The organism is Moorena sp. SIO3B2 (assembly GCF_010692525.1).
Classification (GTDB): domain Bacteria; phylum Cyanobacteriota; class Cyanobacteriia; order Cyanobacteriales; family Coleofasciculaceae; genus Moorena; species Moorena producens.
In genome coordinates, this window is record NZ_JAAHHE010000979.1 from 1 (window position 1) to 1,075 (window position 1,075).

The window sequence follows — 1,075 nt, forward strand, 5'->3', positions numbered from 1 at the left end:
ACTCAGTTAGCTGATGCTGATAATAAGTTTATCATTACCAGCGATATCCAGGTTGTTGATGTTGCGATCGCTACTTTAAACTTAAGGCTAACTCCGGCGGTTGCAGTTCCCGAAACTGTTGACCCAGAACAACTTAAGAGCGTTATGGAAGCAGCAGTTCGGAGTATTTTGACTCCCTCTCTCCAGCAGTTACCCAAACTAGCAGTGGGAGACAATCTGGATTATGACCAATTGAAAACTCTCCTGCTGGTACAGATCAGGACTAAGGCAGGAAATCTTGACCAGAAAACCCTTCAGAATTTCATCAGCAATGGCCAAGTTTCAGAGCAAAATCAGGAGAAGTTTATGGAAGCACTCCGAAGCTTTCTCGGAGATTCTAACTACACGATTGATCAGCTAGAACTCACAGCCAAGGGTAGCTCCTATCAGCAAGATATTCCGATTGCGATTGTAGAACGGGCTGAGATTCAGTTACAAGAGTCGTCTAGTTTGTCAATTGTGATTGAAGATAAGTAATAGGTAATGGGTAATGGGTAATGGGTAATAGGTAATAGGTAATAGGTAATGGGTGATGGGTAATAGGTAATGGGTGATGGGTGATAGGTAATGGGTGATGGGTAATGGGTAATAGGTAATAGGGAATAGGTGATAAGTAATGGGTAATAGGGAATAGGTAATAGGTGATAAGTAATGGGTAATAGGGAATAGGTAATAGGTGATAAGTAATGGGTAATAGGGAATAGGTAATAGGTGATAAGTAATGGGTAATAGGGAATAGGTAATAGGTGATAAGTAATGGGTAATAGGGAATAGGTAATAGGTGATAAGTAATGGGTAATAGGGAATAGGTAATAGGTGATAAGTAATGGGTAATAGGGAATAGGTAATAGGTGATAAGTAATGGGTAATAGGGAATAGGTAATAGGTGATAAGTAATGGGTAATAGGGAATAGGTAATAGGTGATAAGTAATGGGTAATGGGTAATAGGTAATAGGGATGCGCTGCATCAAGACAGGGAATCGGGAGCATGTCACTTATGCAGAACATTTGTACTAAATCTAATGGGTAATAGGT

2 protein-coding genes are annotated in these 1,075 nt (G+C 40.1%); one reads left to right on the forward strand and one right to left on the reverse strand.

What is annotated here, in order from left to right; all coding sequences use genetic code 11:
- A partial coding sequence (locus F6K38_RS42870) for a hypothetical protein (RefSeq protein ID WP_287360998.1) occupies positions 1-516 on the forward strand: 516 nt, incomplete at its 5' end.
- Here F6K38_RS42870 and F6K38_RS42875 read toward each other — a convergent pair.
- Positions 485-1,075 (reverse strand): hypothetical protein (locus tag F6K38_RS42875; RefSeq protein WP_287361000.1); only part of this gene is annotated, 591 nt, incomplete at its 5' end. The two genes, F6K38_RS42870 and F6K38_RS42875, sit on opposite strands and share 32 nt — an antisense overlap.